The organism is Methylocaldum sp. 14B, assembly GCF_002005105.1.
Lineage (GTDB): Bacteria > Pseudomonadota > Gammaproteobacteria > Methylococcales > Methylococcaceae > Methylocaldum.
The window spans coordinates 46,914-62,640 of sequence record NZ_MSCV01000014.1; the positions used below are offsets into that span (position 1 = coordinate 46,914).

At 58.3% G+C, this 15,727-nt stretch carries 16 protein-coding genes and 1 pseudogene; 5 read left to right on the top strand and 12 right to left on the bottom strand.

The features are described from left to right. Positions 1-4 precede the first annotated feature (4 nt). From B2A78_RS12010 to B2A78_RS12040, 7 genes and pseudogenes are all read right to left on the bottom strand, one after another. Positions 5-1,165, bottom strand: a complete 1,161-nt coding sequence (locus B2A78_RS12010) for an acyltransferase (RefSeq protein ID WP_077730235.1) — start codon at positions 1,163-1,165, stop codon at positions 5-7. Positions 1,166-1,390: 225 nt separating this feature from the next. Continuing rightward, positions 1,391-2,518, bottom strand: a pseudogene (locus B2A78_RS12015) (IS3 family transposase). 66 nt (positions 2,519-2,584) lie between these two features. Then, positions 2,585-2,881 (bottom strand): hypothetical protein, encoded by a 297-nt coding sequence (locus B2A78_RS12020; protein WP_139841195.1) that lies wholly within the window; start codon positions 2,879-2,881, stop codon positions 2,585-2,587. Positions 2,882-2,989: 108 nt separating this feature from the next. Continuing rightward, the gene (locus B2A78_RS12025; protein ID WP_077730237.1) at positions 2,990-3,631 is read right to left on the bottom strand and encodes a hypothetical protein; all 642 of its coding nucleotides are present in this window, start codon (positions 3,629-3,631) and stop codon (positions 2,990-2,992) included. 443 nt (positions 3,632-4,074) lie between these two features. Beyond that, complete coding sequence (locus B2A78_RS12030; RefSeq protein ID WP_156880112.1) at positions 4,075-4,227, bottom strand: hypothetical protein; 153 nt, start codon at positions 4,225-4,227, stop codon at positions 4,075-4,077. A 52-nt stretch (positions 4,228-4,279) separates the two neighbouring features. Then, positions 4,280-4,531 carry a hypothetical protein gene (locus B2A78_RS12035; protein WP_077730239.1) on the bottom strand — a complete coding sequence of 84 codons (252 nt, stop codon included), beginning with the start codon at positions 4,529-4,531 and terminating at the stop codon, positions 4,280-4,282. A gap of 22 nt (positions 4,532-4,553) precedes the next feature. After that, complete coding sequence (locus B2A78_RS12040) at positions 4,554-4,766, bottom strand: hypothetical protein (protein WP_077730240.1); 213 nt, start codon at positions 4,764-4,766, stop codon at positions 4,554-4,556. Positions 4,767-4,856: 90 nt separating this feature from the next. Between B2A78_RS12040 and B2A78_RS12045 the strand changes: the two genes are divergently transcribed. Next, on the top strand, positions 4,857-5,153 hold the full coding sequence (locus tag B2A78_RS12045; protein ID WP_077730241.1) for a helix-turn-helix transcriptional regulator: 297 nt from the start codon (positions 4,857-4,859) through the stop codon (positions 5,151-5,153). A gap of 420 nt (positions 5,154-5,573) precedes the next feature. Here the strand turns inward: B2A78_RS12045 and B2A78_RS12050 are convergent, their stop codons facing one another. Further along, entirely contained in the window at positions 5,574-6,074 is a 501-nt protein-coding gene (locus B2A78_RS12050) for a hypothetical protein (protein ID WP_077730242.1), read from the bottom strand. 131 nt (positions 6,075-6,205) lie between these two features. Here B2A78_RS12050 and B2A78_RS25680 point away from each other — a divergent pair, with 131 nt between their 5' ends. Both B2A78_RS25680 and B2A78_RS12060 read left to right on the top strand, forming a co-directional pair. Continuing rightward, positions 6,206-6,454 (top strand): hypothetical protein, encoded by a 249-nt coding sequence (locus B2A78_RS25680; protein ID WP_143735161.1) that lies wholly within the window; start codon positions 6,206-6,208, stop codon positions 6,452-6,454. A gap of 987 nt (positions 6,455-7,441) precedes the next feature. Then, entirely contained in the window at positions 7,442-7,714 is a 273-nt protein-coding gene (locus tag B2A78_RS12060) for a hypothetical protein (protein ID WP_077730244.1), read from the top strand. Positions 7,715-8,194: 480 nt separating this feature from the next. Here B2A78_RS12060 and B2A78_RS12065 read toward each other — a convergent pair whose 3' ends face one another. The 3 genes from B2A78_RS12065 to B2A78_RS12075 form a co-directional block, all read right to left on the bottom strand. After that, complete coding sequence (locus tag B2A78_RS12065) at positions 8,195-10,204, bottom strand: CHAT domain-containing protein (RefSeq protein WP_077730245.1); 2,010 nt, start codon at positions 10,202-10,204, stop codon at positions 8,195-8,197. Between the two features lies 1 nt (position 10,205). Then, a complete protein-coding gene (locus B2A78_RS12070; RefSeq protein WP_077730246.1) occupies positions 10,206-11,702 on the bottom strand; it encodes a metallophosphoesterase in 1,497 nt (498 codons plus the stop codon). Positions 11,703-12,014: 312 nt separating this feature from the next. Further along, positions 12,015-12,992 carry a LysR family transcriptional regulator gene (locus tag B2A78_RS12075; RefSeq protein WP_240502503.1) on the bottom strand — a complete coding sequence of 326 codons (978 nt, stop codon included), beginning with the start codon at positions 12,990-12,992 and terminating at the stop codon, positions 12,015-12,017. Between the two features lie 43 nt (positions 12,993-13,035). Here B2A78_RS12075 and B2A78_RS12080 point away from each other — a divergent pair, with 43 nt between their 5' ends. Both B2A78_RS12080 and B2A78_RS12085 read left to right on the top strand, forming a co-directional pair. Next, a complete protein-coding gene (locus tag B2A78_RS12080; RefSeq protein ID WP_077730247.1) occupies positions 13,036-13,674 on the top strand; it encodes an FMN-dependent NADH-azoreductase in 639 nt (212 codons plus the stop codon). A 23-nt stretch (positions 13,675-13,697) separates the two neighbouring features. After that, positions 13,698-14,558, top strand: coding sequence for a pirin family protein (locus B2A78_RS12085; RefSeq protein ID WP_077730248.1), 861 nt, complete (start codon positions 13,698-13,700; stop codon positions 14,556-14,558). Here B2A78_RS12085 and B2A78_RS12090 read toward each other — a convergent pair. Next, positions 14,555-15,526, bottom strand: a complete 972-nt coding sequence (locus B2A78_RS12090) for a DUF5996 family protein (RefSeq protein ID WP_077730307.1) — start codon at positions 15,524-15,526, stop codon at positions 14,555-14,557. The genes B2A78_RS12085 and B2A78_RS12090 overlap by 4 nt on opposite strands. Between the last annotated feature and the right edge of the window lie 201 nt (positions 15,527-15,727).

Here is a 15,727-nt window from a genome sequence, read left to right on the forward strand (position 1 = left end):
TAAATCATGTACCGGTTCCAGCATGCCGAGTATCCACTCGAAACCGAGCCAAAGCTAGCCAAAGGATTCCAACAGAGAATTGAGCGATTCGTTGCGCAACACTTTCAATACAAGAAAGCACGGGTTTCATTAACAGCAAAGTAATGATATGCGCAAGCATCGCCAGACTTCCTAGTACAACATAAAAGATAATGGTGTCGTCGATATCGATCACGTTTCTCAGAAGCGGATTGACGAAGGCAAGATAAAACCCATTTATGATTAACAGACCCAGGGAATTCCTTCCCATGAAACCGAGTATTGGGGACAGCTTGGTATTTACAAGCAAGTTGGCAAGCCCAATTACGGCCAGACTACCCATAGTGGCTGTCAGGAAAAACAATGGCAAATTCCCATATAGTCCAAAGATCATCAGTACTGCAAAATGGCCTGGCAATTCCGGGTTTTCACAAGAGGATTGCCATCCAAAGGTGCATCCCCCGTTGTAATGGGCAAGCCACAGCGAGATCGCAAGAAGAACAGGAGACAGTGCCGCATAGATATAGATACTGATCGAACATAACGCGAGGTAGCGACCGATCATGAAAAAAACGACGCCGGGGGCCACAGCCCTTATGTGGAATGCGTTAGGGCCCTCATAGGAAAACACAAAACTAACGATCAAAATAGCAACGATGAACCACCGAACAATTCCCGTGTATCTGAGTATTGAGTATGAGGCCAAGCGGACAACTGCAATTGCGACGAGAAACCATACGGTAATCGTGCTGAATGACTCCGCCAATGCTATGTGCTTAATCAGATAGTCTTCGACCTTAGACTTGGAAATTGCCGACGCGCCTTGGTGGATGACGGTGAAAGAAGTGCCAATCACATCCACAATATAGGCTATCAGAATCAGATAAATGGATCGGTCTGCCACCTGTTTCCAGGATTTTCCGGAAAACTGATTCGCTATCATTCCCGAAATCATGAAAAACAATGGCATATGAAAACTGTATATCGCCTGCCACTGCGCAAAGGCGATCTGCGAAAAACCGCCATCCATTCGTTTATGGAATAAAATTTGCAAAACGTGACCATAGATTACGAGAAACATACCCAGCCCACGTGCAATATCGATGCTTTCATTCCTTCCCGGACTGTTTACAAAGCAATACCTCATCGAGCGATACTCCTCGCAAGCTGGTTTATACCAAGACAATACTTTGACAGTTTACTGATTTTAGCCTGGTCACCCACACATTGTTCCCAAGGCGTTGAACGTCTCCTTCCCCCATCTAATTGCCACTGACGACATTCCGATCGATGGCGGCTTCATACACGCAAAGGACGATTGGCAGTTTCCAATAACGCCCGATGGCAAAACTGCTGCCGCTACTTCCTGGGGTTACGAGGCCTTGGGAAGGGCCGTTAGAGGGTTGAAGTAAACCTCATTCGGGGTTCTGCCGTCCAGACTCGAATGGGGTCGTCGGGTGTTGTAGAAGTCCAGGTATCGCCCGATAGATTCGCCAGCGTAGCAGACCGAATCATACGCCTTAAGGTAAACCTCCTCGTATTTCACGGTGCGCTAGAGACGCTCGACGAAGACGTTGTCGCGCCAGGCGTCCTTGCCATCCAGGCTGATCCGAATGCCCCGGCTCGTCAGCGCTTCGATGAACGCCGCGCTAGTGAACTGGGCACCTTGATCAGTATTGACGATGTCCGGACAGCCATAACGGCGGAAGGCTTCCTCCAGGGCTTCAACGCAGAAGCCGGCATCCATGGCGATCGACAGCCGATAGGCCAGGACCTTGCGGCTGGCCCAGTCGAGCACGACGCACAAGTAGACGAAGCCCTTAGCCATTGGCACGTACGTGATATCCAGAGCCCACACGAAATTCGCTCGGTCGATGGTCAGTCCGCGCAGCAGATACGGGTAGACCGGCTGGGCGGGATGCTTCCGGCTCGTCCTCGGACGCCGGTAGAGGGGCTCGATGCCCATGCGTTCCATCAGCGTGGAGACATCCTGGCGTCCGACCTGGAAGCCCTCCCGGTTCAGCATATCCCGGAGCAATCGGGCGCTCATGAAGGGATGTTCCAGATGCAATTCGTCGATCTGGCCCATGAGCTTCGGATCAGAGTCCGCCGGAGGCCGGGGCACGTAGTAAAGGCTTCCCCGACTGATGCCCAGCAGTTCGGTCTGACGAGTCACTGGTAGGTCATGGGTCTGATTGATCATCTTTTGCGCTCAGCTTTCCGGCGTTTGAGCTAAGCCGGCTAAAAAATCAATCTCTAACGCCTGCTGGCCGATCTTGGCGTGCAGGGCCTTGAGGTCTATAGTCGGTTCGGTCTTGGCGTCGCCGCCAAACACGCTGGCGGCCCGCTCCAAAAGCTGGTTTCTCCAGTCACTGATCTGATTGGGATGGACGTCGAACTCCTGGGCTAACTCGGCCAGGGTCTTCTCTCCCTTCAACGCGGCTAATGCTACCTTGGCCTTGAAGGTCGGTGAGTGGTTTCGGCGAGGTCGTTTGCTCATAAATCGCTCCAAGTCATCGGTGTTGCCCACGCCGTTAGGGAGCAGTTTATCCACTTAACCGACTGTTCAAATTTCTGAGGCCACCTCTATCCACATCCGCCAAGCCCAATTGTTTTTCGCCCCGTGGACCGTGGACAGAGTTATCCGCCCCACCACCCGGTAGCGGGACTCGCCGCCGTATTCGTACACCCAGTCCCGCACCTGGCTGATCGGGATCGGCGTGCCTCTCCAGGCATCATCGAGCTCCAGAACGCAGTGGTCCAGCATTTCCAGCCATGGATTATCCCCCGACTGATCAAATCGTTTTCGAACCCATTCGCGGAGGGCGCCGTTCCGCGGGAGTTCGCGTTTATGCGCGTGCAAAATGAAAACGCCCCGCCTTTTGAGCGGGGCGTTTCTTGAAAGGACCATCGCAGACTTTTCACACAGTCTGAAAGCCGGCCTTTAAACGGGGAGCGATCAATTCATGGTTCATTGAACCGTACAAATCGCATGAATCATCAAAATGTCCCCCGGAACGACAGCGCTGTAGAACACCGTCCAACCGTCCCCTTCCGGCGTGGGCCTGCTGGCAACGGCGCTGACCGTGCCGCCTTCGTAGTAGCCGCCGCCTGTAACGACCGGGTGAGAGGCAGGGCATTTCAGGACCTCATTGAGGTATACGCCGGGCAGGACGTTAAAGGTCTCTTTCACGAACTTGAAACCGTTGCCGCCGTCGCGAGCGCAGATTGTGGTTCCGTCCGACAGAATCTCCTGGATGGCATAGCCTTCTTCGCAAGCGCCGTTGATACGGTCCTGCTTGGTCTGTTCCAGAGTGGCCAACTGGTTTTGTAACAGGTTAAGTTGAGTATTCAGCGTGCTCAGCTCGGTTTCGTGTTCACTGGCTGTTTGGCTCAGCATGACTATCTTGGCACTTGCCTCGTCGATTTGCGCTTGCAGGGAGGCTTTCACCTGGTCCAGCTGGCTCTGCAAATCGTTTACCTGCCCCTGCAAAGCTTGAAACGGTTTGCCATTGGCGCCGGGATAGGCGTTATTGGTCTCGGCATTCACTGCGGTAGCCAGACATGCGGCTGCAACGAGGCTGGAAAGGGAAAAAGCGGTTTTCTTGATCATGGAACTGTGTCCTTTTTGTTTTGTTTATTGAATTCGTTTTATCTGGATCTGCCGGTTTGCATATCCATGACCGATGTATTGAATAAACCGTGCCAAACATGAATAACCATGAAAAATCAGATGCTTATCAGGCTTGCTGAACCGAAGAGCTTCGGGTTTCACTGTTGGGGCAGCCCAACGGCTTTACGCTTTAAGTTATTCATGTCGATGATTTATATGGGATCTTGTACTGTTAGCTAAAACCAACAGCGCTCGAACTCTACCGGTTCCTCGTATTTCGTCCGGATATCGGAATAAAAGAAAGTGCATTGACTTTGTCGAAAATCGCTCTTCGTGCCGAAGCAATGAACCGATAAGAAAAGGGATATCAGGCATTCGTTGCCGGGCGTGCGGCGCCCGCGTTGCAACGTCAATGGGCCCTTGCCTGCCCCACGTGACTGAATCTAACCGCCCGTCCCGGTGAAGAGGCGAAGCGCCACCAGTCGATCGACGATCAAGCCGCCGATGCCGATGCAGGCAGCGGTGAGCAGGAGGGCGGCGAGAACGATGTGGGTCTCGGTTCGGGCCAGAAACCTTGAGAAACGGGGGAGGCTCATCGGGCGTTCGCCGGCGTGGTTGTCGGATGTTTTCATCTTCTGGGTAGAGGGACTATTCGCCCGGATTGCGCCGGCTTGTCAAGCGCCGGTACTCGGCGTCCAGGGCGTTTTGCGCATGTTTGACGATCGACTCTCCCGCAGTTCCGGCAGTGAAGAGGAGAAAGCCTTGAAGCTGATTCCGGTACATCAAATAGCCGAGCTCGACACTGCCGCCGCGGCGGACATAGTCGACCAGCCGGGTCACAATCGACTGACAGGCAGCGTGGAGATCGCCGAGGGGCATCTTGGTTTGATAGATAGACATCGGTGCTTTCCCTGTGGCTTGGCTAGAAATACGCCTCCTGCTCGAGGCAGCGCAGGGTGAGCTTGACCATGTTGATCAACCGATGCTTGCCGATGACGATGCTGTCCACCTGACCCCGATCGACCCACCCCTCCACCACGCCCGGCGATACCCCCACCAGTTCCGCGAACTTCTCCCGGTGCATCACCTGCACGTGCGGCAGCAACAGAACTTGACGGATGGCCTGTTCGTCCATAATGTCCCCTCATTGCGTTACATTGGGAAATAACATGCTATTTGAACATGTATTTTATACATTACGGTAAATAGTACAAGTATGAGATCTATGCTTGACGAATTTGCCGCGAACGACCGAATTAAGCAGCTACGGAAGACATTAGGCCTGACGAGGGACGAATTCGCCCAAAAGACAGGGATAGGAACGAACCAGCTCAGCAATTTGGAACACAAGAAGCAGAAGGTTTACGCCTGGCATATCGAGGCGATTTCCAACGAATGGCCACAGTACGGTTATTGGCTTTGTACGGGAAAGGTCCTGCCCGATGCCGGGCAAATCAGCCCCGAAATCAAGGAATCGCAGAGATATTTGAAAGTGGCCGAGCCGTCGCCGGAGAAGCGCTGACGGGAGGGAGGACAATAGCCGATCGGCGACATTTTGGGGGATATCAACTTCACCCAAATCCCCGTACAGTTCCGTCGATAATGTAACTCGCCGGAATCCATCGATTTCTGTTAGCTATGGACGACGTAAGAATCAAGGGATGCTTACGGAGCTTCTCATAACTTTTCGGAAACAGTGTCGCGGCGATCCTCCCCGTGTTCCTACCAGTAAGCAATTTTTAAGACGTTTCTCTACCTCTCACTCTTTTGCTGTCCGTTTCGGGTTTGTCCTGGCTGAATTTGAGAAAACGGAAAAGATAAGAGATTGTTCGAGAGTTCGGCCAACATCGGGTGAATAGAAAACAGCCTCTAACTCGAAAGGAAAAGCGAGATTCGTCCGCTGTTTCCGACGTTGTCCTACGAACCAATTGTTGGATGCCGGCTAGCCATTGCCGATGCTCGATTTCTCTTCACTGCGCAGGAGGAGAACGCGACCGGCTCGGCGGATCAGCGTATCTTTGGAGTGCCCGCGATATTGCATGACGGAGCCGGCGACGGTGAGGGCGAAGTGAACGGACGCAATGGCGGATTTCCGATTCGACGAGACCTCGACTTCGTCAATGTGATGCTCGTAGCCGAGCGTGGCTATACCGCCTAGGCGCGCTCCGATGTCAGCTATCCCCTGGTACATCTGTTTGTAGGCCGCGCAGGTTTGCTCTTTGTTCTGCGTGACCTCCACTCGTTGACCGTAAACGACTGATATGCCGCGACTCTCAAAGTCGTTATCCAATAAATTGCAGAGCGCTTCTGGATTGCGGCTCAACGTCGCGTGAGTCTGCATTTGGTAAAAAGCCCTGACTTGATCGTCCGAGATCTTGCGCCCGCCGATGAAGTAATACCAGCTGACGCCGGCCAGGATTGCGACCAATAGCAACATGCGCATCTAAATCTCCGAAAAGTTGTTGATGATCCGCCTGCGGCGGTGCCAAATTAGGTTGGAAGAATGAATAAGATTGACCCAATTCACGTCGATCAATCCAGGAACCTGGCCAAGAGCCGACTAAAGAAACTCACATGGCGCTCACCTTTAGGGCTCAGGCGACCGGCGGACAAATAGTTGCTAACGGCGAAAAAACCGCAGATCAAGGCAAAGGCGATGCCCAACCATTGAAGCCAATGAATCCGCCGAGTGAAGATCGCCTCAACCGCAGGGAAAAACATGCTGCTGCGACGGCTTTCAAGGAGATGATTCATCCACGCCGGCAGCAACCAATAGAACATCACAAACAGTACAAGGCCAAAGAGCACTGCACCTTTCCATGACAAACGGTTTGCAATGTGAGTCGTGTCACTCAACACTCCCCCTGACCGTGAGCGTTTGCGACGATATCGGCGACGGTAACCCATGTTTAAACGTCGTTTCGAATAATCCCAGCAGATAAGTCTAGTGACTTCGCGACTCAAAAAAGCCAGGTTTGAGTCGGAAAAGGCTGAAAATCGTGTAAGCCAGAACTTACGAATAGATAGAAAAAGGATTGGAGGCGGCATTACGGCCTTTCGGAAAGCTTCACTCTGCTCGGTAAAGTCTTCCAGCGGCAAAGGGGTAAAAGCGAACCAAGCTCAAAACTACCGCCCTGTCGTCTTATGATGCGCTCGCGCCTAGAGAATTTTCCGATTCGGTGTCAGGGAGTCCAATATGTAGGTCGGCAATCCCTTCCCAATCGCAAACGGTCGCTTTAGTCGCGACCCTTCCAATCGCAAACGGCATCTCTGGGAGCGCCAGAGCTGCCCTTCCGACAAAGTCCTTTGCCGAGCCGATAAGTCGGCAAGGGATTGCCGACCTACGTGCTTCCCGCCCGACATGAATCCTTACACCGGGATGAAAAACGCTCTAATCGTACGGCAGCCAGGCCGCGAAACCGGTGGGTTACGGCGCGCGGAAACACCACAGGAACCTGACAGGTTCGATGCGATGCGCGCCTAACCCACCCTACTGCGGAATCGTTTTCAAGTAGACGGGGATGTAATTGGCAGCCAAGTCCTAAGGCCTGTCATTTCGGCATTCGCCGCCAGCATGACGCTTATTAACCCGGCCTATAAATATAAGGCCGGGTTAATCCGGGGCAGGGATGCCCCGGCGCGGCGACAAGCCGCGTGAGCCCAGGCCGGGCGTGTACCGGCCTGGGCGGCGGCCCGAAATACCAGGAGGGTATTTACGGGCCTGATTAATAACTGACCGGCATTGGGTTTTGACCGGAGTTTTTTCTTTGGGTAGAGTCGGTACGGGCCTAAAGGGATTTTGGAGGCGTTATGCGTTTCGTGTTTTTAGCTGTGTTGGGTCTGATCGGTGGATGTGCGTCGGATCCGGCGGTGCGGCAGCAATTAGCCGGGGCGGTTCAGGCTCGGTGTTTGGCCGAATCCAAGAAGTATATCGAGGCAGGCGTGGAAAAGGACTACTTCACGCGATGCGTCGATAGTCGGTTGTCGGCTCTGGGCGAAGAACCGATCTATGATCCCGGTTTTGAGGAGCGATGGCCGGAGTTCGAGAATCCTACGACCGGCCGAGCTCTCCAGGAGAGATAGGCCGATTCTCGACCGCCGCCACTTGGGCGGTTGCACTGATAGCGGGTGTCGGGCGTTCGTTGTTTGACTGTTGCTCCGTCATTGGCTCGGGTTAGGCGGGGCGGATGACGTGACCATCCGGGAACGCGCAAAGCACGACGGGTTTGGTGAGCATCGCATCGAACCGGCCACGTTCCTTGAGGGGCTTCCGCGCGCCGTAACCCACCGGGCCAAGCCGCGGAACCGGTGGGTTACGGCGCGTAGAGAGTCCGTGGTCACGGAACCGTTCGTGGCGGTGCGCGCCTAATTCCAAATCGCTTTCAATAAGGCATTAATTTTCGTAGGGTGGGTTAGGCCGCGAGGCCGTAACCCACCGAGCGACCTCGAATCGGTGGGTTACGCTTCGCTAACCCACCCTACGATTAATGTTCACTCGAATGCCGAATGGAATAATCCATCCGACTCCGGACACAAGACTCGGAACCTTGCTCTTGTCCGTCATCAAGGCTTCGCCTGGGACAGGGATTCGTCGCCTAGCGCCGATAGCGCGGTTCTGGCCAATTCGTTCCACTGGTCCCTCTGCCAATACTCGAGATAGCGCCTGAACTGGCGCTGGGTAGAAAGAATCGGGAAGGCATCGGGACCCAGCAGGCAGAGCATTTCACCGCAGAACTCCCTGATTTCCTGTTCCGCCTGGCTGGCGCTGAATTTTGGCGCGCCATAGGCAACGCCCAGCAGGGCGAGTTCGGCGAGTGTGGCCAGCACATAGGCGCGCTCTTCGCCCGCGGTTTTGTAAAGCTGCCAATGGGCGAGTTGCCGGGCGGCGGCCCACCAGAGGCCGTAATCCTTCGCGAGCGACTTCCAAACCTCGGTACTGCCCGCCAGGACCGGCATCGCCAGCATGGAAAGATACTGCGTAATGGCCCACGGGTTGGAAGGCTCGATCTCCAATGCTTCGCGATAGAGATCACGAGAGGACGCATAGGCTTTCTTGCCTTTTTCCAGCTTCACGCGGGTGACCTCGGCATCGCCGGTTTCGCTTGCCGCGATCAGAAAATAGGCGATTCCGATGCGCTTCTCGCTGGCGGCATTCATGCCGAGACGCTTAGCCTTTTGCGCAGGCGATTTCTCCGTGACGGGCTCGGCGCACCATGCCTTGAGTTCGGCGCGGATCGACCGGCACAGCGTTTCCAGTTCGGCATCCCGCTCGGCCGGGTTGCGCGCCTCGGCGGCTCTCCGGCCGTCCGCGTTGGCGCCGATCAGTTCGTCTATCCGGTCGAACTTCACCTCGAGCCGGCTGCGGATGCGTTCGTCGCGGAAGGCGTCCACCTGCCGCTCGAAGTTCCAGGGCACGGTCGCGTAGCAGACGATGCTCGCCCAGTCATGGGTGCCGGGCGAATCGGTACGAAGCCGTTGGCGCAGGTCGTAGAGCACCCAGCGGGGATCGGTGCCGCTCAAAAGGCCGCTGTAGAGCACCTCGGCCGCGATCGAGGAGGCCCGCATCCAGAGGGGGAATTGCGAGGCGATGACCCAGGGAATGCCTGCCGCGTGGAGCTCGTGAGCGATGCTGCCGCCGGGTATCAGCACCGACTCGATGTTGCCGGAATCGCAGGTCGCGAGCGTGACCACGTTGGGGCGATATTTGGTTGTCCCGGAGGAGTCCCGCGCCGTGAGTACGATCGCCAGGCGTTCGCCGTCGACCACGTCGCCTTGCGCGGAATTGGAATCGCTGCACAGCATGACGCCGTAGTGGCGGTCGCCGGAGTTATTGATCGGCGCGCCGTGGGCCAGGATGTGCACGTAAGCGTACTGGGTGGTCGAGCAGGCTTCCCGAATCTGCTCCAGGCTGGCATTGGGCAGCACCGTCAGGATCTGCTTGACCTCCCGGATGCGTTCCTCGGGCGTGTCCTTGATCTTGATCCAGGGATCGATCGCTCGCCGGATCGCGTGCAAATGGTCTTGCGCCGGCACCGGCGGGAGGCCGCCGGGCGATGCGAACGCGAACAGGATGCGCGGAGGGCGGTTCCAGTCGACCGGCAGCGGCCGTCCGCGCCGGACTTCCCGGGTCATCACGATAGGGGTGCGCGACTGCAGGAACAGGGGAGATCCGGAACCCGGAAAACCGTCCGGCGCGATAGCCGTCTCGAACGGCACCATGCCCAGCTCGAAAGAGGACAGCGAAAGCCTGAGATGCACGAGTTTCCCGCCGTCGGCCCGCGGGTCGGACAGTTCCGAGAGCAGCGCCGGAACCTGTCCGAGCACCCGCCCGATCGCCTCGCCCATTTCCCGCATCTCGCTTTCGCGCTGCGAGGCGGCGACGGGGCTTCCGTCTATGTCGTACCGCAGGCGTTCGAGCCGGTTGAGCAGTTGCCGTTGCTCGAACGGCATGTGTACGGTCACCGGACCGTCGGCGCCGCACAGCGCGAGATACGGCGTCAGCGGCGACAACAATTGATTGTGCGCGGGGCCCGGCCTGAGCAGTTCGAGTTTGACGTTGCGAATTTCGCTCATCTCAGGGCCTCGCGAATTGTTCGATAACCCGCGGCTTGCCCGTGCCGTTTCCCTCGATATGGGTCAGACGGCCGACGACTTTTCCGTCTTCCAGCGAGATCGAGACAGCGCTGGTTTGGTCCATCACGAACGATTCGCCGCCGAATTTCGCCTTGTCGATGGCCGCCATCCCGCCGTCGGTCAGCGCCTCGTACACCGGCTTGAAAGAGGCCGTGTCCTTGAGCATGGCGTCGCTGAACCGCAGCAGGCGGATCCAGGTGCCGCTGTTGAAGTAATAGCGGGAGCCGCCCATCTTAATGGCGCGTTCGAGATGAGTATGGCCGGTGACGATGAAATCGGTGGAGCCGCCGACCGAAGCCGTCACCTGCTTATAGGTGTCGTCCTGGTCGGTGATGTCGAAAGTCTTGTCGCCCGCGAGCCAATCCTTGAGCGCGCGCCGCAGCGCTTCGTCCTTGCCGACCCCGGTGATCCAGCCGGTGAGGCGATCCCAGATCAGTCCGCCGGTACCCAGAGTTTCGTTCGCGGGCGTCGCGGGAGCGCCGGGTTGCTTGAAGCCCTTCTCGGCGGCCAGCAGCATGTCGTCGGCGGTTTGTGAGCCGGCCGGACCGCCGCCCTGGATGCCGGCCGAAACGTTCGGCCCCAGCAGTTGATCGACCGTGATGGCGGGCGCGCCGGTCTCTCGGCGGGGCTGGAATCCTTCCGCCGACAGGCGCTGGTCCACCTGCCCGCTGCCCCGTTGGCGCTCGCCGAGGATCGACAGCAGGCTATTGATCTTGGCCGCCTGGGACGGATCGAGCACCACCAGGGTTCCGACGGCGGCGGAGGTTTCGGGCTTCAGCAGATCGATCCACGCGTATCGGCGCTTCACCTCGTTCATGACTTCCTTCACCATGCGGGTGCCGGCGTTCGGGTACCATTCGCTCGGTTCGAGCGAACGGCCGGCATTCAGGCGCCGCGCGACTTTCGCCAGGTCCTCGTAGCGGTTGTAGTTCCAGGCGTCGACTTCGTTGCCGTGGGTGCAGAAGACGCGGGCATTGCCGACCAGGCAGGTGTGACCCGCGCCGGTTGTGGAGAACTCGATTCGCGCCCTGGCGAGAAGGTCTTCGCCCGCGAGCCGCGACAGAATCAGGCGCTGGACCGAGGGAAAGGACACTTCGATGTCGTGATTGCCGATGACGATCACCAGCGCGCGTCCTTTTTTCTTCACGAAATCCGCGAGAGCCTCCCAAATCCCGGAGAAGGACTTGTCGTCCATGATCCGCGTCAGCGTGGCCGTCGCCTCGTCGACGGCGACGTAGCCCCGGATGTCCTCGGCCAGCGTGTCGAACACGTCGCCGTTCAGAACCAGCGCGACGCGCCCCTCGGGGCGCTGCGCCGCCACCCACCGGATATAGTTGGCGAGACGCTGGGTCTCCCTAAGGATCTGGAAGCCGGGCTTGCCGCCCATGTGGATATCGGAGATGACATGCACCTCGTCGTAAGCCGGGAACTCGCTCATGTTCCTACCCCCCCTTGATAAGTCCAAAGTGTTCGTATGACGTCCGCTGCAAGCGCGGATGATAATTCCGATTCGACGGTTTTATAAAGGATAGGCTTTAAGCTCGATGAGCGCCGGAGACATCCTTCCGATCGCAAACGGTGTCTTCGGGAGCACCGAAGACACCCTTCCTTGCCGGGGTGACGATTTGTGTAAAGATTCATGCACAGAGGCAGCTTTTACAATGTCCTTCCCCACGGTGAGACAGAGCACAGCTCGCCAACAAGCCAAGCGAATCGGAGTCCGCTGCGGGAGAAATCGGAGAACTGCGGGCTAGACGGAACCGCTGTTCATCCCGGTTCCGCCTTCGGCGGCGCAGGCGCGGATCAGTTCGGCCAGCTTGCGGGTGGCGGGGCCGGCAAGCTTGGGCTGGGCGAAGATGAGATACAGCGGCACCTTTCGGCGCTGTCCATCGCGCAGGGGCAGCGGCTTGAGCCGGCCGGAGGCGAGCGGCTCCTCGATCAGATGGCACGGAATCCAGCCGAAGCCCAGCCCCGCGCATAACAAGGCTATCCGCTTCTCGGGACTGGTCACGCTCCAGCGCCGCGTCGCGCCGAGCCACCCGGAATCGCGCGGCGCCAGCGTGCCCGAATCGCTCACGACGACGTGCAGCTCCCGGCTCAAGTCATCGGCATCCAGGGTTCGTCCGAGCCGGTGTAGCGGGTGGTCGGGATGAGCCACGGCAACGAGTTCCACGTCCAGCACGTGATCTCCCAAAAATCCCGGCGGGACTTGTCCGCCGATCGCGAGATCGGCGCGGCCCATGATCAGCGCCTCGTCGGTGCCGGACAGCACCTCTTCGCTGAGCAGCACGCGCGTGTGCGGGCTGAGGGGCGCAAATTCCCTCAGCATGCGCAGCAGAAGGGGAGTGGGGAACAACGCGTCGACCACCAGCCGGATTTCCGCTTCCCACCCCTGCACCAGACTGTGGGCCAGCTTCTCCAGTTTAAGCGCTTCGCCGAGCAGTTCTTCGGCGTGGCGCAGAAGCGTCTCTCCCGATTCGGTGAGCTTTGCCTTGCGGCCGTGAATCTCCAGCAGTTTCAGGCCGAGCTGCTCCTGCAGCCGGCCGACCGTATAGCTGACGGACGACTGGCTGCGATGCAGCGCTTCGGCGGCCTGGGCGAATCCGCCGTATTCCACGATCGCCTGCAATACCCGCCATTGCTCGAGAGTGGTCCGGGGAATCTTCATATGATCGAATTTTTCGATAAGAATGCCCAGAATTTTGCGCTTTTTAATCGAGTGATACAAACCTATCCTGGTGCCGTCTATCGATTCTTACCAGGAGATCGCCATGGCCAACGTGCTGCAAATCAAGACCAGTTTGTCCGACACCGGCAACGCCAACCGCTTCGCCGACGCTTTCATCACCCAGTGGCGCGCGCGGCATCCGGAGGACAGGATCGTCACCCGCAACCTCGGCCGCGAGCCGATTCCGCACCTGGACGAGACCGCAATCACAGGCTTCTTCGCGCCGGCCGAACGGCGCACTCCCGAGCAGCGGGCGGCAGTGGAACTTTCGGACGAACTGATTGCGGAGCTTCAGGCGGCGGATGTCCTCGTGCTCGGCGTTCCCATGTACAACTTCGGCATCCCGTCGACTCTCAAAGCCTGGATCGACCACGTCGCCCGCGCCGGAATCACGTTCGAGTACACGGAAAACGGCCCGGTCGGTTTGGTCCAAGACAAACAGGTGTTCGTGCTCGCCGCCCGCGGCGGAGTCCATCGTGGCACGCCGCAGGACACCCAAACCGCTTACCTGCGCAATGTGCTGGGTTTCCTCGGGATGACGGACGTCAATTTCGTCTATGCCGAAGGACTGGCTTTGGGGGAGACCGCCAAGGGGCAAGCGGAAACCGATGCGCTCGGGCAGATCGCCCGGCTTGTCGGTTCCCGAGCGGTAACGACTGCGGCGAAACCGATCGATGTTTGACAAATTGTTTGAGGAGAACACCCATGACCACCTCTCCGAATTTTGTAACCCGCGAGGTCGAGCGACTGGTCACCGGCAATGCCGTTTCGGACGGTGCGGGCGTAAAACTGCTGCGCGTGCTGACCCCGGATTTGCAGCGGCGGCTCGATCCCTTTCTGATGCTCGACGAGTTCCGCTCCGACAATCCGGACGACTATCTCGCCGGCTTTCCCGATCATCCCCATCGGGGCTTCGAGACCGTGACCTATATGCTCGCGGGACGCATGCGGCATCGCGACAACGCCGGCCACGAAGGCTTGCTGGCTGCCGGCGGCGTGCAATGGATGACGGCGGGTCGAGGCATCATTCATTCCGAGCTTCCCGAGCAGGAGCAGGGGCTGATGCACGGTTTCCAGCTTTGGATCAATCTGCCCGCGCGCGAGAAGATGACCGAGCCCGGCTACCGGGACATTTCGGCGGAAGCGATCCCGAGCACCACCACGGCCGAAGGCGTGACCATCCGGATCATCGCCGGATCGGTTGCGGGCATCGGCGGCGCGGTCAGGCGCGAGGCGACCGAGCCGCTCTATCTCGATCTCGAAATGCCGGCCGGAAGCGCTTACGAGGCGCCGATCCCTGGGGGACACAACGCGTTTCTGTACGTTTACGAAGGCGAAGTCGGCGTCGGCACACGGGGCGAGCCGGTGCGCGCCCGTCAGCTCGCGGTCCTGACCAACCGCGCGGATGCCGATGGCGTGCGGCTGACGGCTTCGCGCGGGGCTCGATCGTTGCTCGTCGCCGGCCGTCCCCTCAACGAGCCGATTGTGCAGTGGGGACCTTTCGTGATGAACACGCGCGACGAGGTCGAACAGGCCATGCACGATTTCCGCTCGGGCAAGTTTTAGGTCGTGGGGAAGGTAGGCTCTTTGCCGGATAGGCTCCGTTCCAATGACGGCCGATCCCAGTGTCCCAGATCGGCGGCCGCGTCATAGGTGCTTTGGAGAAACTCCAGCAGCAGCCGGCCGGGTGAATCCGCCTGCCGCACCTCGGAATAAGGCAGGACGAATTCCTTGAGCTCGGGGCTGTAAAACGCGCTTTCGGGACGTGCCCGTGCGTCCGGAAAACCTTTCGGTTCAGGGTAGGCATAGGCGTAGAAGGCTGGAAACGGGACAGCATCGTTACCCGGCCAGAAGCCGCAACTGCTTACCTCATGGGAATAGGCCTCGCGGACCACCCAATCGGGAAGATTGGGCACGCCGCCGGGGTGTTCGGGCGCGCGCCGGCCGGAGAAGCGCGTGACCGCCAGGTCGAAGCTGCCCCAGAAAAAATGCACCGGACTGCATTTGCCGATATAGCGCGCGCGGAATGCCTTGAATACGCTATCCGCCTGGGCCAGCACCCTCCAGCACCGGTGGGCGTGCTCGGCAGCGTAGGCGGCGTGTTCCCGATCCTGGTCGAAGGGAATCGCGCGGGCGACCTCGTTGGGTTTTTTCCGTATGGCGACCTCGATATCCAGCGCCCGAAGCGCGGCAAAAATTTCCCGGTAGAAATCGGCCACCGTGCAGGGTCGAAGCGGGAATTGTCGCGCCGCGCCGTCGCTGGTCCGGATCACGAGTCGATGCTCGATAAAATCGAAATCGATCTGGAACGTTCGGTCACGATAGGGAATCGGCGAGGTCGTCAGCCCGGATGTCGTCAGATAAAGCACGACATGCCAGGAGTGGTTGATCCAGGGCGTCAAGGCCAGCCGGATTTTGCCGACGATCTGTGTCCACATATGCAAGGTCGCATAGGTGTCTTGCCATGCCTGCAAAGGCAGGTCCGGCCAGGCCGAATTGTCGTTGATGGTGCTCGAAGCGTTCTGGCTCGTCATGGTGACCTCCATCGAGCGGGGAATTTCAACGTCTACTTCCGCTTGTTCCCAAGCTCCTGCTCTCATCGTTATACACAAGACCCAGCGGGTGGTCGTCACCGTCATTCCGTCCATGGACGACGGAATCCAGGGCCATGGATGGTAACCGGCCGGTCGCACGCTGGCTTATCCGAAGCACAGCTCCGGCCCGCCGCTTCACCT